Source organism: Fictibacillus enclensis, assembly GCF_001457035.1.
Taxonomy (GTDB): Bacteria; Bacillota; Bacilli; order Bacillales; family Fictibacillaceae; genus Fictibacillus_C; species Fictibacillus_C enclensis.
On the sequence record NZ_KQ758617.1, the window covers coordinates 896,584 to 919,792 of the forward strand.

Annotated in this window: 24 protein-coding genes and 1 other annotated feature; of the genes, 17 read left to right on the forward strand and 7 right to left on the reverse strand. The window is 42.2% G+C overall.

Annotated elements, in window-relative coordinates; all coding sequences use genetic code 11:
* Positions 1 to 68 precede the first annotated feature (68 nt).
* Both AS030_RS04745 and AS030_RS04750 read left to right on the forward strand, forming a co-directional pair.
* Positions 69 to 1,034 carry a BMP family ABC transporter substrate-binding protein gene (locus AS030_RS04745; protein WP_061968966.1) on the forward strand — a complete coding sequence of 322 codons (966 nt, stop codon included), beginning with the start codon at positions 69 to 71 and terminating at the stop codon, positions 1,032 to 1,034.
* Between the two features lie 17 nt (positions 1,035 to 1,051).
* On the forward strand, positions 1,052 to 1,231 hold the full coding sequence (locus AS030_RS04750; protein WP_061968968.1) for a ComZ family protein: 180 nt from the start codon (positions 1,052 to 1,054) through the stop codon (positions 1,229 to 1,231).
* 45 nt (positions 1,232 to 1,276) lie between these two features.
* Here AS030_RS04750 and AS030_RS04755 read toward each other — a convergent pair whose 3' ends face one another.
* On the reverse strand, positions 1,277 to 1,570 hold the full coding sequence (locus AS030_RS04755) for a YppG family protein (protein ID WP_061968970.1): 294 nt from the start codon (positions 1,568 to 1,570) through the stop codon (positions 1,277 to 1,279).
* A gap of 197 nt (positions 1,571 to 1,767) precedes the next feature.
* On the opposite strand from AS030_RS04755, the gene AS030_RS04760 reads away from it, so the two are divergent.
* From AS030_RS04760 to AS030_RS04770, 3 genes are all read left to right on the forward strand, one after another.
* Positions 1,768 to 2,700, forward strand: coding sequence for a beta-ketoacyl-ACP synthase III (locus AS030_RS04760; RefSeq protein WP_061968972.1), 933 nt, complete (start codon positions 1,768 to 1,770; stop codon positions 2,698 to 2,700).
* A gap of 43 nt (positions 2,701 to 2,743) precedes the next feature.
* Positions 2,744 to 3,982 carry a beta-ketoacyl-ACP synthase II gene (fabF, locus tag AS030_RS04765; RefSeq protein ID WP_061968974.1) on the forward strand — a complete coding sequence of 413 codons (1,239 nt, stop codon included), beginning with the start codon at positions 2,744 to 2,746 and terminating at the stop codon, positions 3,980 to 3,982.
* A 132-nt stretch (positions 3,983 to 4,114) separates the two neighbouring features.
* A complete protein-coding gene (locus AS030_RS04770; protein ID WP_061968975.1) occupies positions 4,115 to 4,861 on the forward strand; it encodes a YjbA family protein in 747 nt (248 codons plus the stop codon).
* Positions 4,862 to 4,965: 104 nt separating this feature from the next.
* Here the strand turns inward: AS030_RS04770 and trpS are convergent, their stop codons facing one another.
* Together trpS and AS030_RS04780 are read right to left on the reverse strand one after the other, a co-directional pair.
* Positions 4,966 to 5,955, reverse strand: coding sequence for a tryptophan--tRNA ligase (trpS, locus tag AS030_RS04775; RefSeq protein ID WP_061968977.1), 990 nt, complete (start codon positions 5,953 to 5,955; stop codon positions 4,966 to 4,968).
* 60 nt (positions 5,956 to 6,015) lie between these two features.
* Positions 6,016 to 6,253: a binding site (T-box leader), on the reverse strand.
* 35 nt (positions 6,254 to 6,288) lie between these two features.
* Entirely contained in the window at positions 6,289 to 6,657 is a 369-nt protein-coding gene (locus AS030_RS04780; RefSeq protein WP_061968979.1) for a DUF3899 domain-containing protein, read from the reverse strand.
* 420 nt (positions 6,658 to 7,077) lie between these two features.
* Between AS030_RS04780 and AS030_RS04785 the strand changes: the two genes are divergently transcribed.
* From AS030_RS04785 to AS030_RS04810, 6 genes are all read left to right on the forward strand, one after another.
* Positions 7,078 to 8,757, forward strand: coding sequence for a peptide ABC transporter substrate-binding protein (locus AS030_RS04785; RefSeq protein ID WP_061968981.1), 1,680 nt, complete (start codon positions 7,078 to 7,080; stop codon positions 8,755 to 8,757).
* A 190-nt stretch (positions 8,758 to 8,947) separates the two neighbouring features.
* Positions 8,948 to 9,877 carry an oligopeptide ABC transporter permease gene (opp3b, locus tag AS030_RS04790; protein ID WP_061968983.1) on the forward strand — a complete coding sequence of 310 codons (930 nt, stop codon included), beginning with the start codon at positions 8,948 to 8,950 and terminating at the stop codon, positions 9,875 to 9,877.
* Positions 9,878 to 9,882: 5 nt separating this feature from the next.
* The gene (opp3C, locus tag AS030_RS04795; RefSeq protein WP_141687057.1) at positions 9,883 to 10,896 is read left to right on the forward strand and encodes an oligopeptide ABC transporter permease; all 1,014 of its coding nucleotides are present in this window, start codon (positions 9,883 to 9,885) and stop codon (positions 10,894 to 10,896) included.
* A gap of 12 nt (positions 10,897 to 10,908) precedes the next feature.
* Positions 10,909 to 11,928, forward strand: coding sequence for an ABC transporter ATP-binding protein (locus tag AS030_RS04800; RefSeq protein ID WP_061968988.1), 1,020 nt, complete (start codon positions 10,909 to 10,911; stop codon positions 11,926 to 11,928).
* On the forward strand, positions 11,928 to 12,932 hold the full coding sequence (locus AS030_RS04805) for an ABC transporter ATP-binding protein (RefSeq protein WP_061968990.1): 1,005 nt from the start codon (positions 11,928 to 11,930) through the stop codon (positions 12,930 to 12,932). The genes AS030_RS04800 and AS030_RS04805 overlap by 1 nt, the downstream gene beginning before the upstream one ends.
* An 81-nt stretch (positions 12,933 to 13,013) precedes the next feature.
* Entirely contained in the window at positions 13,014 to 13,865 is an 852-nt protein-coding gene (locus AS030_RS04810; RefSeq protein ID WP_061968992.1) for a DegV family protein, read from the forward strand.
* Positions 13,866 to 13,892: 27 nt separating this feature from the next.
* Here the strand turns inward: AS030_RS04810 and AS030_RS04815 are convergent, their stop codons facing one another.
* From AS030_RS04815 to AS030_RS04825, 3 genes are all read right to left on the reverse strand, one after another.
* Positions 13,893 to 14,429, reverse strand: a complete 537-nt coding sequence (locus AS030_RS04815) for an HD domain-containing protein (RefSeq protein ID WP_061968994.1) — start codon at positions 14,427 to 14,429, stop codon at positions 13,893 to 13,895.
* A 187-nt stretch (positions 14,430 to 14,616) separates the two neighbouring features.
* The gene (locus tag AS030_RS04820) at positions 14,617 to 16,371 is read right to left on the reverse strand and encodes a UbiD family decarboxylase (protein WP_061968997.1); all 1,755 of its coding nucleotides are present in this window, start codon (positions 16,369 to 16,371) and stop codon (positions 14,617 to 14,619) included.
* 86 nt (positions 16,372 to 16,457) lie between these two features.
* Positions 16,458 to 16,643 (reverse strand): hypothetical protein, encoded by a 186-nt coding sequence (locus tag AS030_RS04825; RefSeq protein WP_061968999.1) that lies wholly within the window; start codon positions 16,641 to 16,643, stop codon positions 16,458 to 16,460.
* Positions 16,644 to 16,782: 139 nt separating this feature from the next.
* Between AS030_RS04825 and AS030_RS04830 the strand changes: the two genes are divergently transcribed.
* The 3 genes from AS030_RS04830 to spxA all read left to right on the forward strand — a co-directional run bounded on the left by AS030_RS04830 (position 16,783) and on the right by spxA (position 18,136).
* Positions 16,783 to 17,346: a GNAT family N-acetyltransferase gene (locus AS030_RS04830; RefSeq protein ID WP_061969001.1), complete on the forward strand. Its 564-nt coding sequence runs from the start codon at positions 16,783 to 16,785 to the stop codon at positions 17,344 to 17,346.
* A gap of 24 nt (positions 17,347 to 17,370) precedes the next feature.
* A complete protein-coding gene (locus AS030_RS24520) occupies positions 17,371 to 17,499 on the forward strand; it encodes a hypothetical protein (protein ID WP_276203841.1) in 129 nt (42 codons plus the stop codon).
* A gap of 241 nt (positions 17,500 to 17,740) precedes the next feature.
* Positions 17,741 to 18,136 (forward strand): transcriptional regulator SpxA, encoded by a 396-nt coding sequence (gene spxA, locus AS030_RS04835; RefSeq protein WP_061969003.1) that lies wholly within the window; start codon positions 17,741 to 17,743, stop codon positions 18,134 to 18,136.
* Between the two features lie 36 nt (positions 18,137 to 18,172).
* Here spxA and AS030_RS04840 read toward each other — a convergent pair whose 3' ends face one another.
* Positions 18,173 to 18,835 carry a TerC family protein gene (locus AS030_RS04840; RefSeq protein WP_061969005.1) on the reverse strand — a complete coding sequence of 221 codons (663 nt, stop codon included), beginning with the start codon at positions 18,833 to 18,835 and terminating at the stop codon, positions 18,173 to 18,175.
* Positions 18,836 to 19,148: 313 nt separating this feature from the next.
* Here AS030_RS04840 and mecA point away from each other — a divergent pair, with 313 nt between their 5' ends.
* From mecA to pepF, 3 genes are all read left to right on the forward strand, one after another.
* On the forward strand, positions 19,149 to 19,823 hold the full coding sequence (gene mecA / locus AS030_RS04845) for an adaptor protein MecA (RefSeq protein WP_061969008.1): 675 nt from the start codon (positions 19,149 to 19,151) through the stop codon (positions 19,821 to 19,823).
* A 90-nt stretch (positions 19,824 to 19,913) separates the two neighbouring features.
* On the forward strand, positions 19,914 to 21,128 hold the full coding sequence (locus AS030_RS04850; protein ID WP_061969010.1) for a competence protein CoiA: 1,215 nt from the start codon (positions 19,914 to 19,916) through the stop codon (positions 21,126 to 21,128).
* A gap of 34 nt (positions 21,129 to 21,162) precedes the next feature.
* Positions 21,163 to 22,980 carry an oligoendopeptidase F gene (gene pepF, locus AS030_RS04855; RefSeq protein ID WP_061969012.1) on the forward strand — a complete coding sequence of 606 codons (1,818 nt, stop codon included), beginning with the start codon at positions 21,163 to 21,165 and terminating at the stop codon, positions 22,978 to 22,980.
* Positions 22,981 to 23,209: the final 229 nt, after the last annotated feature.

Genomic DNA, 23,209 nt, shown 5'->3' on the forward strand with positions numbered 1-23,209 from the left:
TTTATTTCTTCCATTATACTAGTTTAGGGGGATGACCGCGACGATAGAATGGGATGTGAACGTGAACCATGAAGATCTTACAAGGGCTATTGGTCGCATGTTTGCTGGCCGCACTGACTGGATGTCAGGAAAAAAGGGAAGGAAACCTTAAAAATGCAGGGCTGTTCGTCCAGGATACCATTAATGATCAAGGCTGGGCTGACCAGGGATACAAAGGCCTGATCAAGATCCAGGATACATACGGAAATGAAGTTGTATATAAAGAAAAAATGCAAATGAAAGCAGAAGTTAAGAAGGCCGTCAAAGAATTTCAAAAGGATGACGTAAATCTTGTTTTTGGCCACGGGAAAATTTATGCTGATTTATTCAGTCAGATCAGCAAAGATTATCCGAAGATGCACTTTGTGAGCTTTAACGGCGAGGTGACAGGTAAAAATACGACAAGCATTCATTTTAAATCGTATGCAATGGGGTTTTTTGCCGGCATGGTTGCTGCTAAAATGAGCCACTCCAACCACCTGGGTGTGATCGCCGCTCAGGAATGGCAGCCTGAAATTAAAGGATTTGCCGAAGGGGCCCATTTTCAAAAAAAAGATATCACTGTCGATACCCAAGTGATGCACAGCTGGAGCGATAAGGATCGAGCGATTGCTTCATTCAAGCGAATGGCCGCTCAGGGTGCAGATGTTTTTTATCCAACTGGTGACGATTATACTGTACCGGTAATTGATGAAGTGAAAAAGAAGGCATTATATGCCATCGGATATGTAACGGATCAATCAGATTTGGGTCGTGGTACGGTATTGACAAGCACGGTGCAAAACGTAGAAAATGTATATAAATCTGTTGCTGGACAGCATGATGCTGGAAAGCTTAAGACCGGTAATCTTCAATATGGCTTCAAGGAAAAAGCCATTACAATGGGGCGTTTCAGTCCCCGGGTACCTTCTGCTTTTCAAAAAGAGATCAGGAAGGGCATTGAAGAGTATAAAAAAACCGGAAAACTCCCCAACGGAAAATTCAGTCGAGATTGAGCGCAGGAGGAAGTCCAATGAATCAGGAATTGAATATGCAGTTTATGCAAATTGCCATGAAGCATCTGCCAGAAGGAAAAGAGCTTTTGGAGAAAAAAGGAGTAGAATTGTCCATGGAGGATATCCAGCCTATGCTGAATCTTCTTCTGAAAGTCATGAACGATGCTTATGAACTTGGAAAACAAAATAAAGAATAACGTTTGTCAGTAAAGTAAAAGAGCCAACTTCTGTTGTTGGCTCTTTTACTTTTTCCTGAAAGCTGTAAACAGAGGGGAAACTTGCTGTGCAACTTTCACAGTCTGGTCGATGACAGCCATCAGTTTATTGTAATCAAAATTCCCGTCATTTGTCCGAAAGGCACTGATTAGAGGATTCGGCCTTGGAAAAGGCTGGCGGTAGGCCATTGGGATAAAAGGCGGCTCGCTGGGTGGAGGCGGCTGTTCCCTTGTTTGCCGGGGCGGTGGAAATGGGTGTCTGGCTTGCATGGCCGATCTTTGCCGCATCGGGGAGGGCGGCCCATAGCGAGGAAAATTCACATGTACCACTCCTGTATTCAGACTGATAAGCTCTATATATAATATGTCTGGATGAATAGATGGTGTGTTGTCCCATGTAATCAGCATACTGGACAAAAAATGAAAAATAAATTAAAATTAGTACCAGGTCTTAAAAATTGATACTAAACCAAATGCAGAAAGAAACAACATAAAAATATGGATAAAGGGGTAATAACATGAATGCTGGAATAATAGGTTTAGGTGCTTATGTCCCTGAAAAAGTGTTAACCAATTTTGATCTTGAAAAAATGGTGGACACCAGCGATGAATGGATTCGCACCCGTACTGGAATTGAAGAGCGAAGAATTGCGGCAGATGATGTTAATACATCACATATGTCAGAACAGGCAGCAAGGGAAGCTTTGGAAAATGCCGGGCTGAATGCAGAAGAGCTTGATCTAATCATCGTTGCCACCGTAACGCCTGATTCCCCATTTCCTTCTGTGGCTTGCTTGATCCAGGAAAGATTGGGAGCAGTTCATGCTGTAGCGATGGATATTAGTGCTGCATGTTCAGGATTTATGTACGGCATGGTGATGGCCAAACAATTTATTGAATCTGACACCTATAAAAATGTATTGGTCGTGGGGGCTGAAAAGCTGTCCAAGATAACCGATTGGAATGACAGAAATACAGCTGTATTATTTGGTGATGGAGCGGGAGCTGCAGTTATGTCCAAAGTATCTGAAGGAAGAGGAATTCTGTCCTTTGAACTGGGATCTGACGGCAGAGGCGCTAAACACCTGTACCAGGATGAGTACCTTCATATGAATGGGCGCGAGGTATTTAAATTTGCGGTACGCCAAATGGGTGAGTCCTCCATGAATGTGGTTGAAAAGGCAGGACTGACAAAAGATGATGTTGATTACCTTATCCCACATCAGGCCAACATCCGTATCATGGAAGCATCTCGTGAGCGGCTGGAGCTGCCAAAAGAAAAAATGGCAGTAACCGTTAATAAATATGGAAACACATCATCTGCTTCCATTCCTATGGCTATTTCTGATGCCTTAAAAAATGGTAAGATAAAAGATGATGACTTGCTTGTCCTCGTTGGATTTGGCGGCGGCCTGACATGGGGTGCCGTTGCGCTCCGATGGGGAAGATAGAAGATAAAAGCTGACTATTCTTCAAAGGAGAGTTGTATTAACAATGAAAAGACGCGTAGTAATCACAGGAATGGGAGCCATTTCTCCCCTTGGAAATAGTGTAGAAGAAACATGGAACCGAATCATTGCCGGTGAATCAGGTGTTGGCCCGTTAACTCGCAGGGATCCGGAAAAATTCCCGGTAAAAGTTGCTGCAGAAGCAACAGAATTTGATCCTCATGAATATATGGACCGTAAAGAAGCGAGAAAAATGGACCGCTTCACTCAATTTGCCATCGCTGCGTCAAAAATGGCAGTAGCCGATGCCGAGCTTGATATTACAGACGATATCGCACCTCGTGTAGGAGTGTGGATCGGTTCCGGAATTGGCGGCATGGATACGCATGAAGAGCAATTCCGCATTTTTGAGAAAAAGGGATACCGCAGGGTCAGCCCGTTTTTCGTACCGATGATGATTCCCGATATGGCAGCAGGCCAGGTTTCCATCATGCTGGGCGCTAAAGGAATGAACTCTTGTACTGTAACAGCGTGTGCTTCAGGGGCCAACTCTATTGGCGATGCATTTAAAGTCATTCAGCGTGGAGATGCGGACGCCATGATTTGCGGAGGAACGGAAGCTCCAATTACCGATATGGCGCTTGCCGGCTTCTGTCAGGCTGGAGCATTGTCCTATAATGACGATCCTGCCACTGCAAGCCGTCCGTTTGATGCAAACCGCAGCGGGTTTGTTATTGGCGAGGGTGCAGGAATCCTGGTTCTTGAAGACCTTGAATTTGCAAAAAAACGCGGAGCCAGAATTTATGCTGAAATCGTGGGTTATGCAGGAACAGGAGATGCATACCACATTACGGCACCAGCTCCTGGCGGGGAAGGCGGCGTTCGTGCGATGACTCAGGCTGTACAGGACAGCGGAATGGCACCTGAAGAAATCGACTATATCAATGCTCACGGAACGAGCACTGATTATAATGATAAGTTTGAAACGATGGCCATCAAGGAAGTCTTTGGTGATCATGCACGCAAACTAGCTGTCAGCTCCACTAAATCCATGACCGGTCATCTGTTGGGAGCAGCAGGTGGAATCGAAGCTATTTTCTCAGTAAAATCGATTCAGAATGGAATTATTCCACCTACGATCAATTATGAAACACCAGATCCTGAGTGTGATTTGGACTATGTACCAAACCAAGCCAGGAAAGTGGAAGTGAAAACTGTTCTAAGTAATTCCTTGGGCTTTGGTGGGCATAATGCAACCTTGATCTTTAAAAAATACAGCGAGTAAGAGTAAAAAGATGGTTGATCGCAATCAGCCATCTTTTTTTATTTGCTCTAGATAATTCTTCTTTCAAAAGAATATTTTGGACAACCTCTGACTATACTGTTTTTAACTAAATCGGTAAGTGAGGGGTAGCAAATGTTATATTTACGAGATGTTTGGGTGAATTGGTTTGAAGGTGAAGAAAATGGCTATAACGTTTGTGAGTTTCATGAGTGGAGGAAGGACGATTTCATCGAGCTTTTGGATCAGGTGCCAATCGTTAAATTAGAGTCTTCACTGTTTCACTACATCGAAAACGAACTCAACGATCTTCCAGACTCCCTTTTAGATGAAGTACACCAGAAAGCATACGTGAGGAAAAACAACCAGAGAGTTCAACTGGACCATTGCTTTATCATCACTGATGAAAAGAAAACCATGGTGATAGATACAATGGGCTACCGTATTCCCATCCGAAAAAGCAGGCTGATCCCAAGGCAGGAACAGCTCGTGTATGAAATGGCAGAGCAGATGGAGACCGTTTCCTACACATTTACTCCGGATATAAAAGAAAAAGAGCATCATATTCTTTCGCCTGAACCGGTTGTGATGAGAGGACTGACAAGAAAGGAACGGCAGCTGAAGCAGCTTTTGTTCATGTTGCTCGACCAGCTGCATACGACACAGAATGTGGCTGAGGTGAGATACTGGTATACCGAGTGGATGCCAGAAGAGTATATGAAAATTCAATCGATGGAATTTGAAGAAGCATGGGCAGCATTGTATTCGGAAATCAAGGACGGCTGGAGCAATCATCATTACGCCATTTGCGAACGGCTTGTAAAAGGTCAGCCCTACTTTGAAAAGATTTGGGAACTCGAAAATGGAACACATGTAAACTGAGTAAAGAAAGGAGGCTCTGCTAAAGAGTCTCCTTTTTGAGTCCCGCTTATGAAAAATCACTTGTGCACGAATAAACCTCCGCTTCATGCGGAGGCTTTCTTCTGTTATATACGTTTTCTGGCCAATCCCATGGCACGTTCCGCTTTGTTCAGCATTTTGTTTGCTACGCGATTCGCTTTTTCGGCTCCGTGATCCAGGATATGATCAAGCTCTTCAGATTCGATCAATCTGTAATAGCGTTCCTGGATTGGCTTTAAGCGGCCGACGACTGCTCTTGCCGCTCCTTCTTTAAAATCTCCGTAACCTTTTCCTTCATACTTTCTTTCCAGTTCCTCGATGGATTCGCCTGAGCATAGTGAGTAGATGGTTAATAGGTTCGAAATGCCGGGTTTGTTTTCTTTATCATATTTTACAACACCATCGGAATCCGTAGTGGCACGCTTGATTTTTTTGGTGATGACCGTTTCATCATCCAAAATAGAAATAAACGCGTTCACATTAGCATCGGATTTGCTCATTTTTTTCGTAGGATCAACAAGAGACATAATCCTTGCTCCCACTTTAGGAATGCGCGGCTCCGGAATGGTAAAGATTTCACGGTATTTATGATTGAATCGTTCGGCTAGGTCACGTGTCAGCTCAATGTGCTGCTTTTGATCATCTCCGACAGGAACAAGCTCCGTACCATAAAGGAGAATATCGGCAGCCATGAGCGGTGGGTAGGTCAGTAACCCTGCAGAAACGGCATCCTTGCCTTTGGATTTATCCTTAAATTGCGTCATACGCTCCAGTTCTCCGATGTACGCGACACATTGCAGAACCCATCCCATTTTGGTGTGGGCAGGAACCTCCGATTGAATGAAAAGAGTGGATTTCTCGGGATCGATGCCGACAGCGAGGTACATGGCAGCAAGGCTGCGGCTGTTCTTTTTCAACTGAACCGGATCCTGCGGAACAGTGATGGCATGCTGATTCACCACACAGAAATAACAGTGATTATCCTCTTGATAGTCCACAAAATGCTGCAGGGCCCCCAAATAATTCCCTAATGTTATCGTACCGCTTGGCTGGATACCTGAAAAAATAGTTGCCATAATAAAACTTCTCCCTTTAAATAATTTATATACATACAAAAAAGGCCCATTCATCCCGTGAAAAGGGACGAATGGACCGTGGTGCCACCCTTGTTATTCCATAAAAAAAGAATATCTCTAACCCGTACTGTCATACGGCGCCCTTTCTATCGTGCGGACACACACGCCTGTTCCTACTAAACAATGTTCAGACAGGAGCTCAAAAGCCCATTCCATGTTCATTCACTGCCTGTTTCCACCGGCCACAGGCTCTCTGCGAGCTTCAAAAACATGTACTTTTCTTTATCATCGCCTTTAATTATTATTCATTCAGTTAAAAATAGTATATAAAAATTACAATAGAATTGCAACCAGACTAGAAAAAACAAACAACACAGCTCCGGAACAAAGCAGAGGAAAGACAAAATTGCCAGATACCCGTTCGGACAGGCTGAAGTTTGAGGCTTCTTCCTGGCTCTCTGCGTACTCGGCTGACTTCGAGAATGATTTCATCACTTTTTTGACTGTCTTTGAAAAAAGATCGAAGAATCCGCCCCTAACAACAAATAACACTAAGCCGATCAGGACCAGAGCAAGCCCCACCATAAAAAGGTTGTCCACCACATGAATGAGATGAAGCTTCTTATCCGACAAAAATTCAATGAAAAGTGATAGTAAAACAGACCCTGCGGTCAATAGTGCTGAAGCCGAAAAACGTGACATCGATTTACTCCCATCATTTTCAAATTCATAGCTGTATTATTCATTTTACCATGAACAGAAGATGCAGGCATACTACTTTATACCTATCAATTATCCGAACGTTTACTGAAGGAGAGTGCATATAGGTTCAGAGTTATTAGAAAATATAAAAAACGAAGGGTAAGAAAGGAGGATATTTTGCGCATTTTGATGGAATTTTATGGATAACAGAAGGGATGAAAACGCTGGACAATCATAGGTATTTAGTCCTATTTTTTGTTAAAGAAACGTAAATAAAATGGGCTTTTTGTAAAAGTCGTAAAAAAAAGTATATGCATAATAGTATGAAAACTTGTATAATACGAATGTGGGCAAAATGTCTGATAATTCACGAAGCTTTGGCTCACTAATTAGGTAAACAGAAAAAGGGGAGGTCAATCAATGAAGAAGTCAAAATGGTCGTTATTACTAACGATTGTGCTCGTTTTGAGCGTTTTCCTTTCTGCGTGCAGCGGTAAAAAAGAGGAAAAAGCGAGCGGGGACAGTTCAAGTAAAGGTGGGGGTTCTAAAGAAAAGGTCCTAAACCTTATGGAAACTTCCGAAATCCCGTATCTTGACAACATCATGGCAGACGATCAAGTTTCTCTAAACTTGGCAAACAATGTATACGAAGGTCTTTATACCTTGAACGACAAGGATGAGCCAGTTCTGTCCGGGGCTGCTGAAGAACCAGAAGAGAAAGATGGCGGCAAGACCTGGGTATTTAAACTTCGCGATGACGCTGTTTGGAGCAATGGTGATCCTGTAACAGCAAACGATTATGTTTTTGCCTGGAGAAAAGCTGTAAGCAAAGACACAGCTACTCAATACTCTTTCATCTATCAAGTTGCAGGCATCCTGAATGCTGACAAAATTCTAAACCCTGAAGATCCAATGTATAACAAAACGGATAAGCTTGGTATCAAAGCTATTGACGATCATACAATTGAAGTAAAGTTCGCTGGTCCAACCAGTGCAAAACCTTACTTAAAAGCGGTTCTTTCATTCCCGACTTTCTATCCACAACCTGAAAAGTTTGTTAAAGAACAAGGGAAACAATACGCTTTAGAAGCTGACAAAGCTCTTTACAACGGTCCTTTCGCTCTTACAAAATGGGAGCATGAAAAAGGATGGGTATTGGAAAAGAACGATAAATATTGGGACAAGAAGAACGTAAAAGTTGATAAAATCAACGTGAACATCCTTAAAGACGAAGCAACTCGTATTAACTTGTTTGAAACTGGAAAACTAGACCGCACAACAATTTCTGCGGAATATGTTGACCAATATAAAGATAAAAAAGACGTTTTCAGCACAGTGCCTGAATCTTCTGTGTTCTTCCTTCGTATGAACCAAAAGAACAAAGCACTAGCAAACAACAACATCCGCCATGCGATTGACATGGGCTGGGATAAGAAGCAATTAACAGACGTATTGTTGAATAACGGATCTGTTCCTGCATATTTCTTGGTGCCGTCCAAGTTTGTTAACGGTCCAGACGGAGCTGACTTCCGTGAGAAAAATGGCGACATGAACAAAGGTGACGCTAAGAAAGCAAAAGAATATTGGGAAAAAGGCTTGAAAGAGCTTGGAGTTAAAAAGGTAAGTCTTACTCTTCTTAACTATGACACTGATACGGCACAAAAAGATGCACAGTTCATCAAAAACCAATTGGAGAAAAACCTTCCTGGTCTATCTCTGAAAATCAAAGCTCAACCTTTCAAGCAAAAGCTTAAGCTTGAGGAAAACTTGGATTATGACATTTCATACGCTGGTTGGGGACCTGACTACCCAGATCCAATGACATTCGTTGACATGTTTGTAACTGGTGGTTCTCACAACGAAATGAACTACTCCAACAAAAAGTATGATGAGCTAATTAAAAAGGCTTCATCTGAAACAGATCTTAAAAAACGTTGGGAAATGATGCAGCAAGCTGAAAAAATCCTAATCCAAGACGATGCGGCAATCAGCCCTATGTACCAACGTGGTTATGCCTTTATCACAAAATCAAATATTAAAAATATCCACAACCATTCATTTGGTGGGGATTATAGCTACAGAGATTGGGACGTTAAGTAAAAACTAGGGTTTTATAGATGTACCAGGAGAGTATATGTCAGTTAGCCATATACTCTCCTTTTAACTGCAAATGACTTATTAGTAAAAATTTGTCGAAAATTCTAACGAAACTATTGTAGGATATTGTTTTGTCACTTAATATAGAGATATAGGTATTAAGCAGGGGTTTATTTTTTTAGGAGGTGCAATAGTGGCTCGTTTCGTACTAAAACGATTGCTTTACATGCTGATCACACTATTTATTATTACTTCATTTACGTTTTTCCTTATGAAGCTGCTGCCAGGTTCTCCGTTTAACAATGAGGAGAAACTGACAGATCAACAAAAATTTATTTTGAATGAAAAGTATGGATTGAATGATCCCGTCCCTGTTCAGTATTTCAACTACATGGGTAATCTGGTTAAAGGAGACATGGGTGTATCTTTCCAATATGACAACCGTCCTGTTTCTACCATGATTGCTGAAAGAATCGGGCCTTCCGCTGTTCTTGGTGTTGAAGCAACGATTATAGGAACGATCATTGGCTTAATTTTGGGAATTGCTGCAGCTTTAAAGCACAATACATCAATTGATTATTTGTCATCACTGATTGCGGTATTGGGAATATCCATTCCATCCTTTGTTTTTGCAGGAGTTTTACAATATTACGTAGGGGTTAAGTTAGAATGGCTGCCCGTTGCCCTTTGGGACGGTCCGAAATATCATGTTCTGCCAGCACTTTCGTTATCTGTTTTTGTTATAGCAACTGTGGCCAGGTTCATGAGAACGGAAATGCTTGAAGTGTTGGGACAAGATTATATTACAACTGCTAAATCCAAAGGACTTTCTAACTTGGTCGTAATTTGGAAACATACCATCCGGAACGCATTGATTCCTGTGGTCACTATTTTGGGTCCATTAGCTATAAACCTGATCACGGGAACGCTGATCATCGAAAAAATCTTTGCTGTTCCTGGTTTAGGATTTCAATTTGTTTCATCTATAACATTGAATGACTATCCAGTCATTATGGCGACGACCATTTTTTACAGTGTGTGCTTTATCATCGTCATACTGATTGTGGATATTTTATACGGAGTAATTGACCCTAGAATCAGGGTTGCAGGAGGCAAGGGATAATGAGCATGCATGAAAAACAACTAAACAACGACTTATTCCAACCTGCGGTCAGGTCTTCGGACGATGCCGAAAAAATCACAAAAGAAAGTACCTCCTTCTGGCAGGACGCCAGAAGGAGATTGTTTGAAAACAAAGGAGCCGTTTCAGGGCTGATCATCATTGTGGCAATCTTGCTCCTTGCATTTCTTGGACCGCTATTCAGCCATAACGGCTTTGATGACCAGGATACAAGCCGTACCAACCTGCCTCCAAGAGTTCCTGTTCTTGAAAAGGTAGGCTTCCTCGGTCTCGATGGAGTAGACATCCGCGGTGTAGATCAGTACAAAATGAAAAACCAAAAAGACAATTACTATTGGTTTGGTACAGATGCTCTGGGAAGAGACCAGTTCGTCAGGGTATGGAAAGGAACACAGATCTCCTTATACATCGCGTTTTTGGCGGCTGCCATTGACATGGTGATTGGTGTCGCTTACGGTGCTATTTCAGGTTACTATGGCGGAAAAACGGATAATATCATGCAAAGGATTATCGAGATTCTTATTGGTATCCCTAACCTGATTGTTGTTATTCTGATGATTCTGATTCTTGATCCAGGTATCCTCTCAATTACATTCGCTATGGTTATTACCGGCTGGACGACGATGGCACGTATCGTACGAGGACAAATTTTAAAGTTGAAAACTCAGGAGTATGTTCTTGCATCTGTTACGCTTGGAGCGAAGAGTTCAAGAATCCTTACCAAGCACATGTTTCCAAATATTTTAGGGTCCATCATCATTACATCTATGTTTACCATTCCGAGTGCAATCTTTACAGAGGCGTTCTTAAGCTTCATTGGTCTCGGGATTTCACCGCCGACTGCGTCTCTTGGATCATTGGTAAACGAAGGGTTTAAATCATTGCAAATTTATCCGCACCTTGTATTGTACCCGGCTGTAATTATTTCTTTAATTATGATCAGCTTTAACCTTCTCGGTGACGGCTTGCGTGATGCACTAGATCCTAAGATGCGTAAATAGGAGGAGAAATAGATGAAAAATATTCTAGAACTAAATAATGTCAATGTCTCCTTTCATACGTTTGCAGGCGAAGTAAAAGCTGTCCGGGGGGTCAATCTTCATCTTGAAAAAGGAGAATCTCTTGCAATTGTAGGAGAATCAGGTTCCGGAAAATCCGTTACTTCAAAATCCATCATGAGATTGCTGCCTGAAAAAACGAGTGAAATTAAAGAAGGAGAAATCCTTTTTGAAGGAAGAGATCTTACCAAGCTTTCCAACCGTGAGATGGAAAAAATTCGCGGTTCTGAAATTTCAATGATCTTTCAGGACCCGATGACTTCTCTTAACCCGACGATGACAGTTGGGAAGCAGATCATGGAAGGCCTTCGAAAACATCAGAATTTATCCAAAAATGAAGCGAAGGAACGTGCGATCAATCTGTTGAAATTGGTTGGTATTCCAAATCCCGAGCTTCGTATTAATGAATATCCTCACCAATTTTCAGGTGGGATGAGACAGCGTGTGGTGATTGCCATTGCGCTGGCATGTAACCCTAAGGTATTGATTGCCGACGAGCCAACAACAGCTCTCGATGTAACCATTCAGGCACAGATTCTCGACTTAATGAGAGATTTGCAGCAAAAGACAGGAACTGCCATTATTTTAATCACGCATGATCTTGGCGTAGTGGCGAATCTGTCTCAGCGGGTAGCCGTTATGTATGGCGGCACCATTGTTGAAACAGGAACAACCGATGAAGTTTTTTATAATCCAAAGCATCCGTATACATGGGGGTTATTATCTTCCATGCCGAAGTTGAATTCTGCGGATAAAGAATTAATGGCCATTCCAGGTACACCACCGAACTTGCTTAATCCTCCAAAAGGCTGCCCTTTTGCTGCCCGTTGCCCTTATGCAATGCAGGTGTGTGTAGACAACATGCCGGATGTGACCGATGTTACTTCCACGCATAAAACGGCATGCTGGCTTCTGGATGAGCGTGCGCCTCAGGTTGAACCGCCTGAAGCCGCATTAGTAGGAGGTGCCCGTTAATGGCAGTCGTTGAACGAGAAAAATTATTGGAAGTAAAAAATCTCAAAAAGCACTTCAATGTTGGGAAAAATGCTGTCTTAAAAGCGGTTGATAATGTCAGCTTTGATATATATAAAGGAGAGACTCTCGGACTGGTTGGAGAATCCGGATGCGGAAAATCCACGACAGGACGAACCATCATCCGCCTTTATGAAGCCACAGGCGGGAATGTGACCTTTGAAGGCAAGGATGTTCATGGCAAAAAGTCCAGAAAAGATTTAAAGTCGTTTAACCGCCGCATGCAAATGATTTTCCAGGATCCGTATGCTTCATTGAACCCAAGGATGACAATCAAGGATATTATTGCCGAGGGAATAGACATCCACGGTCTGGCAAAAAACGATAAAGAACGTATGGAAAGAGTCTATGAGCTTCTTGAAACAGTAGGCTTGAACCGTGCACATGCGAGCCGTTATCCGCACGAGTTTTCCGGCGGACAACGCCAGCGTATCGGTATTGCCCGTGCACTTGCTGTAGACCCGGATTTCATTATTGCGGATGAACCAATTTCAGCGCTGGATGTTTCCATTCAGGCTCAAGTGGTCAACCTGATGATGAAACTTCAGAAAGAGCGCGGTCTAACGTATTTGTTTATCGCGCATGACCTTTCCATGGTTAAGCATATTTCTGACCGTGTAGGTGTGATGTATCTTGGTAACATTGTAGAACTGGCAGAAAGTGATGAGCTTTACGAAGAACCATTGCATCCTTACACCCAGGCTCTTCTCTCCGCTATTCCTGTTCCTGATCCGGAAGTGGAACGCAGCAGGGAGCGTATCATTCTTGAAGGCGATCTCCCTAGCCCGATCAGCCCTCCAAGCGGCTGCCGGTTCCGTACAAGGTGCCCGCACGCAATGGATGTGTGTGCCAGCAAAGAACCGAAATGGTTGGAAGCGCGGGAAGGCCACTGGGTAGCTTGCCATCTTTATGACAATGAGTTGAACACTGAGAATAAACAGCAGTAAATACAGCGATCTCCTGTATATCGGGAGATCGTATTGTGTTATGTTAAGGAAGCAAGGAATCTTTTCTAGTGAGGTCATTGAATGAATATTACGTTTGTACTGGATAGTGCCAGCGATTATTGTGCAGAGCATCATGCGTTATCCGTTCCTTTAGCCGTCGTTCCTCTTAATATTACGTTTGGCAGCGACCATTTCTTAGATGGCGAAACGATCAGCACGGATATGTTTTACGAGAGAATGGCAAAAGAAGAACACCTTCCAAAAACCAGCCAGCCATCCCCGCAAGCCTTTTTGAATGTATTCCAAAAAGAGATTGAAAAAGGGAATGAGCTTATATATGTAGGGCTTTCATCGAATTTGAGCGGAACTGTGCAAAGCGCGTCCATTGCTAAGGGGATGCTTGATGAAAAGGTCCAGAACAGAGTCCACATTATCGATTCAGGTACTGCTTCTGCAGGGGTTCAAGTGTTGATTAAACTTGCAGACTCTCTGGTCTGCCAAGGCAAAAATGCAAAGCAGGTTGTTGAGGAGATTGAACAACTAAAGGAAACCATTATTGCTTACGTGCTCCTGGAGACATTGGAGAATGTTAAAAAAGGCGGGCGTATTTCAGCAGTTCAAGGTGCTATTGCGGAATTTTTAAATATTAAACCGCTCCTATCAGTACAAAATGGAATCGTTGAAACAGTGGGGAAGTTTAGGGGAAAGAAAAAGGGACTTTGCAAGCTGAAAGAGATCCTGCAGGATTGGCACCATCAGCATCCTGAGAAAGAACTCTTTATCATTCACAGCCTCCCGTCAAAGCAGGAAGTAATCAAAGAGTTTGGCGATTTTTTCTCATTCTCTAAATTTAAATCGGTTACATTTACACGCTTTGGAAGTACCATTGGAACTTATGCCAGTGAAAACGCGATAGGATTTATCCTTCATTAAATATAAAAAACACTCCGTATGATTTGTTTATACGGAGTGTTTTAGATTTTCAGTCTCATATTGAGCATCCACCAATCGGTCCAATTTTTTAATGCGGGAAAGTGCGGTCTTCATATCCAGATTTCGATAATGATGCATTCCGCCTGGCTCTTCGTCTGCTTCATCTGCCAATGCTACTACCCGTTGAAGAGGCAGCAGGTCCAGCTGTCCTTTTGGAAGATAGGAATCGGTGTGAAGTAAGATGGCTAAAGCAATTTCTTTGGCTTTACGAGGATCTTCTCCAAGCCGGATCAGCAGCTTATGTGCCCGTTCCGCTCCTTTTATCGCATGGATATCATTCTCTTTGTAAAGCGAGTAGTCCCATTGGCCATTCGTATACCAGGTATAGTGTCCGACATCATGCAACAATGCCGCTTTTGTGGCAAGATCAGGATCGACTCCATACTCTTTTGCAAACGATAAGGCATGATAGGCGGTAGCAATCGCATGAACAACACCAGACCTGTTCAAGTACTTTTGGGCGGATGGTTGCTGAAAAATATCGGTTAATGTCACATTTCTCATCGCAATTTCTCCTTCCTTTGTTCTTTTTAAAAAAACCCACCTTATTCAGAGGGCTTGTTTCTCCAGAAATGTATATTGTTATATACTATACCACCAAAATGGAGGTGTATCAACAAATAAAAATGTAAAATAATTGGCAGCGCTCTCATTTGAACAAAAATTAAAGAAGGGATTTCTCCCTTCTTTATTAAAAATATTCCTTCCAGCGCTTGGTTACCAATTCATTGATATCTGGCCGTGTTTCAACCGTTTCAGGATAAAAAGGTTTCATTCGTGCATCAATAATGATAGGGCCGCTGTATTTTAATTTATTCCGATCCACCTCATGTTTCGCATACAGATCAAAGGCAGGGTCGAAACGGGTAAAGGTGGTCCATAAAAATTGTGATTGAGATGCTGCAATGGAGGCATCATCCACCAGGAAAACAAGCTGCCAGTCGCTAAGCTGCCGAGCTGCAGTTGCCAACAGTTTTTCAGCAAAATCAGGATCGTCTTCAAAAGATGGACCGGAAAGGCATATACACCCTCCACAGTACAGCTGGACATCATGAATACCCGGAATGGTTGCACCATCATAGGTCCTCCGCAATTCTCTGACAGGCTCACCAAGGCCTGTCATGATCGCTTTGCTGCCGGTGTTGAATTTTCGCCCCGTATAGTCCAAGGTGTCCATCGAGGTATCGTTAAGGATGAGGAGATCACGCTCAGGCAAAAAGCGCTCAAGCACAGCTTCGAGCAACTGAGAAAAATCCTGCAAATCCACATCTTTATTCGTCACCATCAAGAACTTAGTTAACGTCAGCTGGCCTTCACCCATAATACGCAGCGCATGGGCAAGTCCTTCTTTATAATAGGATTCACGGACAACTGCACCAGCAAGGGCATGGAAGCCTGTTTCTGCGTATGTCCACAATTGTTTAACCCCGTTCATTACCACTGGGAAAAGGGGGCTCATAAGGCGTTGCAGGTATTCTCCGATAAAGTAATCTTCCTGTCTTGGTTTTCCCACGACTGTAGCAGGGTAGATGGCATCCTTACGCTTCCACATCCGGCCAACTTCAAAAACAGGGAAATCGTGTGCCCATGAATAATAGCCATAATGGTCTCCAAACGGTCCTTCTGGTTCTCTAACATGCGGAGGCGCATAACCGCCAAACGCGAACTCCGCTTCTGCGATCAATGGATGTGGATACCCGGGAGCGTGAGTAAGATTCAGCTTGTCACCCATGAGCATGGAAGTGAACATAAGCTCAGGGACAGCTTCAGGAAGCGGGGCGATGGCACTGATGGTAAGCGCTGGTGGACCTCCAAGGAATAATGTCACAGGCAGCTTTTGATTCATCTGCTCTGCTTCATAGTGGTGAAAGCCGCCGCCCTTATGAATCTGCCAGTGAATCCCGGTTTTCTTTTCTTCTTTAATTTCAATTCGGTACATACCAAGATTGTGTTCATGTTTTCCGGGATGCTCCGTATACACAAGAGGAAGCGTAATAAAAGGATTGCTGTCCAGATGCCATCCTGTCAAGGCAGGCAGCTTCTTCATATTAACGTCTGTTGTATAGTGCTCCATAACAGGAGCTTTAGAAGGTTTAACTGCTCGTGTTCCTATTTTCAAAACATCTTTTATCATTCCTCTTTTTCCCCATAATTTTGACGGGGAAGGAGGGAGGAGATCATCGATTGAGTCAACCAGCTGCTGCACGAGAACTTCTGGTTTGGGACCGAATGCGAGCTCCACGCGCCGGATTGTGCCGAATAAATTGGTTACCACAGGGGTATCTGAGCCTTTTACATTGGTAAACAGCAAAGCAGGACCCTGCTCGTCAATTACTCTCCGATGAATTTCGGGGATTTCAAGATAAGGGTCAACCGGTGCATTTATTTCAATTAGTTCATTTTCTTGTCGAAGTTGTTGTATAAAGGTACGTATGTTAATATGCATGTATCCACCTCTAGTATGTAATTAAAATCTTCTAAGTAATATCTTTATCTTCACAAAAAAACAACTTCCCGTAAAGTAGAAGCTGTTCAAAGGTCTCTTCTTTTTACATTTCTCCAGCTGGACTGAAACGATTTGGTACGATCCACAAATTTTAAAACCGACTTTCCGCCAAACAACTTAAGTGAAAACCAATGTGAAATGATCCCCATGAAAGCGGTTAAACCGATGACAAAAACGGCGAGCAGAAGCAAATCCCGGAAAAACAAGGCCATCAAATCCCCTCCAGTGAAAAGGCATTCATTCCTCTTCATTGTATAAGATGTTTATCCCTTTGGAAAGAGGGAAAACTAGTTGGTGGTAAATTTACTAACTCTATAACTAAATAACTGCGTTAGGAGCTGGCTTATTATTATGAACTGGTATGACAAATTGAATCAATACTTTCCGATTGAGGAAATGAAATCAAAAGAACACATGGAACTCCTTTTGAAGGATAAAGGAGACATCTACCATAAAGATGAAGGTCCTCATCATGTATTAATGTATGTTGAACTGGACGACTTTATCTTTATTGATTATTTATTTGTAGCAAAAGAGTCAAGAGGTCAGGGGCTTGGAAAAAAACTTCTGCAGCAGCTGAAAGAAAAGCGAAAGCCGATCATACTTGAAGTCGAACCCATCGATTATGAAGACACAGATACAGAAAAAAGGCAGCGTTTCTATCGCAGGGAAGACTTTACCCATGCTTCAAAAATCGGGTACAGACGAAAATCCCTTGCAACCGACAAAGTGAACGAAATGGAGATTCTTTACTGGGCTCCCGAAGGAGAAAGTGAAGAAAGTGTTTATGAAAACATGAAAAAGACGTATAATGAAATACACACGTACAAAGATAAAGAATTGTACGGTAAAGCATATGAGGATGTAACCGATGTATTAACCTTTCAGCACGATAAAGGCGCCATAACCGAGTAATTTCTATGGCAAGGAGGTATCTGCATGAAAGCCAAGGAAAAGAAAAAACAGACCAAACGGGAAATGCTTAAAGAGATGCTGAAAAAGAATCTTAGAGGCTTATCAAATGTTCCCAAAAAAGGTCCTGCTTCGCAAGTCAAATCAATTGCATAATCAAGCATATAGGATGAAAATTTCTTCATCCTATTTCTTTTTTTATGTTTTGTGAAACTTTTTACAGGGTAATACGTCTATATAATTGAATTACATAATTTCGATTATGGTGTATAAGTTTTATTACATTTTTGTGAAGACCTTTCTTGTTTAAAGAAAATGTAGTATAATAAAAAATATGATTTAATAACTATTTTAAAGTAGATACTAAATCAGGAGTATGGGGAAGGAGAAGATCCATATGGTTACTCTATTTACTTCGCCGAGTTGTACATCTTGTCGTAAGGCAAAAGCGTGGTTAAAAGAAAATGAAATTCCATACCAAGAAAGAAATATTTTTTCAGAGCCTTTAAGCATAGAGGAAGTTAAACAGATTCTTCGCATGACAGAGGACGGAACGGATGAAATCATTTCTACCCGTTCAAAGACGTTTCAGGAATTGAACTTGAACGTTGAAACTATGCCCCTTCAGGATTTGTATCAGTTAATTGCTGACAATCCAGGGCTATTAAGAAGGCCAATTATCATGGATGAAAAACGACTCCAGGTAGGCTACAATGAAGATGAAATCAGAAGGTTTTTACCTAGAAAAGTCCGTACGTACCAGCTTCTTGAAGCACAGCGTATGGTTAACTAAAAAAACTTCTACAGATTAACTTCTGTAGAAGCTTTTTTATTTGGATTTTTTTGCTTTTTTAATGAATACACCTGCAAGCATGACGCCTAGGACGACAAAGATGATTACGCCGTATTCCAAAGCGGGATTTGATCTGAAGAAGGGCTGCAGTTCCTTTTCGGATATAATCATGCCAGCCGCTGTATAAGCAAGAATGGCCGAACCGATATAAATCAAAAAAGGAAATCGTTCCATTAAGTGAAGAATGGCTTTACTTCCCCAAATAATGATCGGCACAGAAACAAGCAGTCCAATAATAACGAGCGGAATGGAGCCGTGTGACGCTCCGGCAACTGCCAATACATTATCCAGGCCCATGGCAACATCGGCCACAACAATCGTGCGTATAGCCCCAATGAGTGACATTCCAGGTTTGATATCGTTTTCCTCATCATCGTCAACAAGCAGCTGAAAAGCAATGTAAATAAGAAGCAATCCGCCAACCAGATAAAGAAATGGTACCTTCAGCAAATAAACAACGAGTACAGTTAAGAGTACCCTTACAACGATGGCAAGGCCTGTCCCAATTAAGATCGCTTTATTGCGTTGCCGCTCCGGAAGATTTCTGCTGGCTAAGGCAATGACAATGGCATTATCTCCTCCAAGAAGAATATCTATCGCGATAATTTGCAACAGTGCGATCAAAAAATCGGCTTCCACGAATCTAAAACCCCTTTCAGGTGATAAACCCCATCATGTGTGTTAATATATACGAAAATGTTTTAATAAAGACCATTGAATTATATGACAGCAGATATAGGGCGTCAAGAAAAGCTCTTTTGATGAAAAAAAGGGCAGAAAAATGGGTCAGCATTTTTATTTCCAACTTTGAACTTTTGTCATAGAATAAGAGTACAAGAATGAAGCAACTTTGGATTGAATTTTCTTATTTTAGGGAAAAGTGACTATACATCATACCCAGGGGAAAATATCCCTTCATAGGATACAATACGGAAAGAAGGGAGAGAACGAAATGGAAATCGAAAGAGTAAATGAATTTACCATAAAGTTTTTCATTACGTACAGAGATATAGAAGACCGCGGTTTTGACCGAGAAGAAATATGGTCAGATCGTGAACGGGGGGAAGAGCTGTTCTGGGAAATGATGGACGAAGCCCATCAACAAGAACAATTTCCGCTTGAAGGACCGTTATGGATTCAGGTTCAAGCATTGGATAAAGGACTTGAAATCATTGTAACCAGAGCCCAAATGTCCAAGGATGGCACGAAATTGGAGTTGCCGTTAGGTGATGAAAAAATTGATCTTCCTGTGGATAAAAATATCGAAAAAATACTGGATCAGCAATTTGCTACAGATGATTCAGATATAGCAGAGGATATTGAGCTAGCAGATGAAGATTATCTCTCATTCCTGCTGGCGTTTAAGGATTTCGAGGACATGATCATGCTCTCTCATAATGTTGACAGCACCCTGTTTGCCAACTCCCTGTACCACTTTGAAAATAAGTATTACTTGTATGTGACTTTCAATCCAGAGACGACAGATCGGGAACAAGATGACTTATTGTCTCAATTGCTTGAATATGGTGCTGATTCGGATGCTTCCATCCACCGGATTCAAGAATACGGAAAGCAAATCATTGCAGAGCACGCGCTCGAAGAGGTCTCTACTCACTTTAACCTTTAAGCAAAAACCGATTTCATAACTGGAATCGGTTTTTTTGTTATTGAAAACTTTGGAGAGGTAAAATAAACTAAAAGAAAAAGGAGTGATGTCATGCTCGTTGCTTATTTGGACAACGGGACCCGGGTTAATCTGTTAACCGGTTATACGAAAGATGAGCTAAAAGAAATGCAGCGCAAAAACGGTTTTTACTGTCCGGAATGCCGCAACAGGATGCAGATTAAAGCAGGTACGATGAAAGTGTGGCATTTTTCCCACCTTCCCGGCGTCAGTGATTGCTCCCTGTTAAAAGGAGAGTCCATGTATCACCTTCTCGGCAAAAAACTTCTGTATGAACAGGCCAGCAGGCAATATTCCGATGTGCTTTTGGAACCGTTCTTTCCGGATATCTCCCAGCGGCCGGATTTTTTTATCCCCGCCAACTTTCCCATTGAGTTTCAATGCTCGACCATGTCTCCATCCCTTTTTATGAAACGGACGAAAGGTTATATCGGCAAGGGAATGTCTCCAAAATGGATTTTGGGCAAAAAAAGACTGAAGATACTGAGCCCCTTTATGTTTCAGCTTTCCTCATTTGATTGGCTCACTGCGAAACTTTCATCACCTCAACTTCCATCCCTCACTTATTTTTGCCCGGAAGAGGCAAAAGTGCTTCATTTAACGTCGATCATTCCTGTTACCTCAACCCGTGTTTACGGAACCCTTTTTCAAACTCCACTAGAAGAGTATTCCTTTCAAGAATTACAAACCCCGCCTTCAGAAAAAAACACCAACTCCTTATTTCCTGTTACCTCCTGGCTTCACATGAAAAAACAGTGGAGACTCTACGCCTTTAAACAAAATCACCCAACCTTTTACTATTTAAAAAAGCTTTTTCTTCAAAATGGATCCGCCATAGCCTATTTCCCTTCTGAAGCCGGTATGCCTGTATTGGGTTCCTACACGTTGACCGAGCCCTCTTATGTCTGGCAATCATACCTTCTGCTTTTAAGCATCATTCCTTTAAAAATGGGAGAGCCCATCAGTTTTTCACGTGCCTATAAATCCATGCAATGGCTGGTTGAGAAAAAACTGCTGACAACAAGGAAGCTGCCCCTGATTGAAACCCACTATTCGCATGCTGTTTTGAACTATCTCGATCTTTTATGTGCTTACGGTGTATTAAAGCCGGCAGGAAAACATCAATTTATTAAAATTCGCCAGCCTGTGTTCCCGGGCACAATGGATAAGGCGTTAAAAAATGATTTCCATATCATGCAGTTCAGTGTAAAACATGGTTTGAATCCACTGTTTTCTGGTAAAATGTAGTTATGCACAATACTACAGATGGAGGTGCAGCCAAATGGCTCAAACCAAATCCAAGTCTCTTCCAAAAAGAGAAGAGCTGCCATTGCAGGATACATGGGATCTTGAAGCGATTTATGCAACCAACGACAAATGGGAAGAAGAATTTAGTGAAGTTAAACGCTTATTGCCGGAAGTTAAGCAGTTCCAAGGAAAACTGGGTGAATCAGCAGATACGCTGTTTCAGTTTTTTCAAAAACAGGATGAGCTGACAAAAAAGCTTGGGAAGCTGTATACATACGCCCATATGAGATATGATCAGGATACAACAAACTCACTTTATCAGGGACTGAACGACAGGGCATCTAACCTTGCCACACAGGTGGGCAGTTCATTATCATTTGCCGTGCCGGAAATATTGTTACTCCCGGAAGAAACGATTGACTCCTATATCAAGGATAACAAGGATCTTGGGTTGTACAAGCATGTCCTTGATGAAATTAATCGCCAAAGACCGCATGTTCTTTCTAAAGAGGAGGAAGCATTGCTGGCTGATGTCAGCGAAGTAACGGCAAGCCCTAGTACAACCTTTGGCATGCTGAACAATGCAGATTTAAAGTTTCCTGTGATTAAAGATGAAAATGGCGAAGAAATCGAGGTAACCCACGGAAGATATATTCGCTTTCTTGAAAGCAGCGACCGCCGCGTAAGGGAAGATGCCTTTAAAGCAGTGTACGGCACGTATGACAAGTTTAAGAATACCTTCGCAAGCACCTTGGCGGGTACTGTGAAAAAAGATAACTTTTTTGCTAGAACGAGAAAGTTTGATTCAGCCAGACAAGCGGCATTGAATGATAACAACATTCCGGAAGAGGTTTATGAGAATCTGGTTAAAACCGTAAATGATCATCTGCATTTGCTTCACCGGTATGTGGATATACGGAAGCGAGCTCTTAATCTGGATGAATTGCATATGTATGATCTGTATACACCGCTTGTACAGGATGTGAAAATGGAAGTAACCTATGAAGAAGCCAAGAAGCTCGTACTGGAGAGCCTGGATCCGATGGGTGAAGAATATAAGAACATCGTAAAAGAAGGCTTTGAAAAACGGTGGATTGATGTTCATGAAAACGCTGGAAAGAGGAGCGGTGCCTATTCTTCCGGAGCATACGGAACGATGCCATACATTCTTCTTAACTGGCAGGACAATGTCAATAATCTTTTTACATTGACTCATGAAGTCGGACATTCTGTTCACAGCTATTATACTAGGGAATCTCAGCCTTATCCGTACGCCGATTATTCCATCTTTGTAGCGGAAGTGGCATCTACGTGCAATGAAGCCTTACTAAATCACTATATGCTGAACAAAACAAAGGATAAGCAAGAGAAATTGTATTTGTTGAATCACCATCTTGAAGGGTTCCGGGGGACCGTTTTCAGGCAAACCATGTTTGCAGAGTTCGAGCAGGCAATCCATGTACGTGCGGCGAATGGGGAACCGTTAACGCCAGAACTACTGACTCAGATCTATTACGATTTGAATGTAAAGTACTTTGGCGAGAATGTGGTGATTGACAAGGAGATTGGTCTGGAGTGGTCCAGAATCCCGCATTTTTATTACAATTTCTATGTGTATCAATATTCCACAGGCTTCAGTGCGGCAGCCTCACTTTCCAAGCAAATCCTGGAAGAGGGCGAGAGTTCGGTTTCCCGGTATATTGACTTTCTGAAAGCAGGGTCCTCTGATTATCCGATTGAGGTACTGAAAAAAGCAGGAGTGGATATGACAACTTCCAAGCCGGTTGAAGATGCTTTGAAAGTTTTTGAAGAAATATTGGATGAGATGGAAAGCTTGCTGTTTGAACAATAAAAAGAAGCTCCTTGCCGTTCCCCGGCCGGGAGCTTTCTTTCATTGATGAAAAAGCTTATTAAGTTTATAGCGATAGTTCAGGCATAACATTAATAACAGGATGGCCACAAACAGAATGGGGACTGAAAGAGCAAAGGATATCATCTTCAACAACGATAAAAGAAAGAAATAAAAACCGCCAGCAAGCATGAATGCACATAAGAGGAATAAAATGATAAACACAATGAAC

Excerpts from the sequence above, each read along its gene's own strand:
- AS030_RS04745 (WP_061968966.1), top strand. The coding sequence starts at position 69 with ATGAAGATCTTACAAGGGCTATTGGTCGCATGTTTGCTGGCCGCACTG.
- AS030_RS04750 (WP_061968968.1), top strand. The coding sequence starts at position 1,052 with ATGAATCAGGAATTGAATATGCAGTTTATGCAAATTGCCATGAAGCAT.
- AS030_RS04760 (WP_061968972.1), top strand. The coding sequence starts at position 1,768 with ATGAATGCTGGAATAATAGGTTTAGGTGCTTATGTCCCTGAAAAAGTG.
- fabF (WP_061968974.1), top strand. The coding sequence starts at position 2,744 with ATGAAAAGACGCGTAGTAATCACAGGAATGGGAGCCATTTCTCCCCTT.
- AS030_RS04770 (WP_061968975.1), top strand. The coding sequence starts at position 4,115 with ATGTTATATTTACGAGATGTTTGGGTGAATTGGTTTGAAGGTGAAGAA.
- trpS (WP_061968977.1), bottom strand. The coding sequence starts at position 5,955 with ATGGCAACTATTTTTTCAGGTATCCAGCCAAGCGGTACGATAACATTA.
- AS030_RS04780 (WP_061968979.1), bottom strand. The coding sequence starts at position 6,657 with ATGTCACGTTTTTCGGCTTCAGCACTATTGACCGCAGGGTCTGTTTTA.
- AS030_RS04785 (WP_061968981.1), top strand. The coding sequence starts at position 7,078 with ATGAAGAAGTCAAAATGGTCGTTATTACTAACGATTGTGCTCGTTTTG.
- opp3C (WP_141687057.1), top strand. The coding sequence starts at position 9,883 with ATGCATGAAAAACAACTAAACAACGACTTATTCCAACCTGCGGTCAGG.
- AS030_RS04800 (WP_061968988.1), top strand. The coding sequence starts at position 10,909 with ATGAAAAATATTCTAGAACTAAATAATGTCAATGTCTCCTTTCATACG.
- AS030_RS04805 (WP_061968990.1), top strand. The coding sequence starts at position 11,928 with ATGGCAGTCGTTGAACGAGAAAAATTATTGGAAGTAAAAAATCTCAAA.
- AS030_RS04810 (WP_061968992.1), top strand. The coding sequence starts at position 13,014 with ATGAATATTACGTTTGTACTGGATAGTGCCAGCGATTATTGTGCAGAG.
- AS030_RS04815 (WP_061968994.1), bottom strand. The coding sequence starts at position 14,429 with ATGAGAAATGTGACATTAACCGATATTTTTCAGCAACCATCCGCCCAA.
- AS030_RS04820 (WP_061968997.1), bottom strand. The coding sequence starts at position 16,371 with ATGCATATTAACATACGTACCTTTATACAACAACTTCGACAAGAAAAT.
- AS030_RS04825 (WP_061968999.1), bottom strand. The coding sequence starts at position 16,643 with ATGGCCTTGTTTTTCCGGGATTTGCTTCTGCTCGCCGTTTTTGTCATC.
- AS030_RS04830 (WP_061969001.1), top strand. The coding sequence starts at position 16,783 with ATGAACTGGTATGACAAATTGAATCAATACTTTCCGATTGAGGAAATG.
- AS030_RS24520 (WP_276203841.1), top strand. The coding sequence starts at position 17,371 with ATGAAAGCCAAGGAAAAGAAAAAACAGACCAAACGGGAAATGCTTAAA.
- spxA (WP_061969003.1), top strand. The coding sequence starts at position 17,741 with ATGGTTACTCTATTTACTTCGCCGAGTTGTACATCTTGTCGTAAGGCA.
- mecA (WP_061969008.1), top strand. The coding sequence starts at position 19,149 with ATGGAAATCGAAAGAGTAAATGAATTTACCATAAAGTTTTTCATTACG.
- AS030_RS04850 (WP_061969010.1), top strand. The coding sequence starts at position 19,914 with ATGCTCGTTGCTTATTTGGACAACGGGACCCGGGTTAATCTGTTAACC.
- pepF (WP_061969012.1), top strand. The coding sequence starts at position 21,163 with ATGGCTCAAACCAAATCCAAGTCTCTTCCAAAAAGAGAAGAGCTGCCA.